Genomic DNA, 1,294 nt, shown 5'->3' on the forward strand with positions numbered 1-1,294 from the left:
AACATTTGTTAGCTTCCTTACTTTATGTACAGAGGAAAAGGATGAAACCAATTTGGTTTCATCCTTTTCTTTTTATTRTGCAAAATTGGAGGAATGACAATGAATGAGTATAGAAGAATAATGTTGCCGCTACTACAAGAAAAGTTATTGTTAATTAGTGCGATTTGTAGCGGGATAGTAGCTGCCATTTTAAATTTATCCCGTCCGCTATTTATGGGGCTAATTGTAGATAACCTTATTCAGCGGGAGTTAAAAGGTGCGTATGTATATATTGCTTTGTTTGCAGGGAGCCGCTTTTTGATGTGGGTGAACAATCTGTTATTTGATTATGGAAGCTCAAAAGTAAGTCAGCGAATATTACGAGAGAAGCGTATAGATGTATTACGTCATTTTTTCTTATTACCGTTTGAAGAAAGTGAGAAGGTAAAACAAGGGGAGTTAGAAACATTAGTCGTTTCTGATATTCCAAATTGGGTAAGGTTATATGGATCTTTATTAATAGAATACATCCACGCTATTGCACAATTTATTGGTGCGTTCATAGCTCTACAACATATCGATGTACAGTTCATATGGTGGATAACCCCGTTTTTATTTTTAAGTGCAATGGTTCCAATGTTTATGGGGGGAAAGGTAAGAAATATTGCGAGTATTTCTCAAAAGAATCAATCAATTGTTGTAGAGATGGTGTCACAATTTGTAAAAGGTATACAAGATTTGCGTAGTTTACAAAAAGAGAGCTGGGCAATTGGCTTATTTAAAGGAGTGACAGTAAAATCTTATAAAACAGAAGTAAAGAAGACGATGTTGCAACATTGTATTGGGATAGTTGGAACGGTAATAGAAACAGGAGCATATATAGTTGTTCTTATTATAGGAGCAAAAAAAATAATAAAAGGGGATATGGAAGTCGGTTCGCTTGTGGCGGTATTAGCTACAATTGAGATGTTATTTTTCCCCGTTCGTTATGCGAGTGATTTATTGATGATGACACAAGTTGCTATTGCTTCGGCCAGCCGAGTTTTTTGCTTTTTAGATATACAGGCTGAATACAGAAATGTAGAAAGAGCGATGGGAATGAGATTAACAAATGTTTCATTTCAAGAGAACGGTGAAGAGAGATGTAGAATTAAAAATATTCATTTGCAAATTAATCCTGGCGAACTCGTTATTATTGTGGGGGAAAGTGGTGCAGGAAAAACGACGCTTTTAAAATTAATCACGAGTTTATATAAACCATCTAATGGTAGTATTGCTTATTACGGTAATAAAGCTCGTATGACTACTATATGGC

1 protein-coding gene is annotated in these 1,294 nt (G+C 35.1%); it reads left to right on the forward strand.

Features of this window, described 5'->3' with window-relative positions; all coding sequences use genetic code 11:
* Positions 1-99 precede the first annotated feature (99 nt).
* A partial coding sequence (locus tag AC1DTM_RS26995; RefSeq protein WP_477001330.1) for an ABC transporter transmembrane domain-containing protein occupies positions 100-1,294 on the forward strand: 1,195 nt, incomplete at its 3' end.

Source organism: Bacillus sp. P4_D3, from assembly GCF_056401855.1.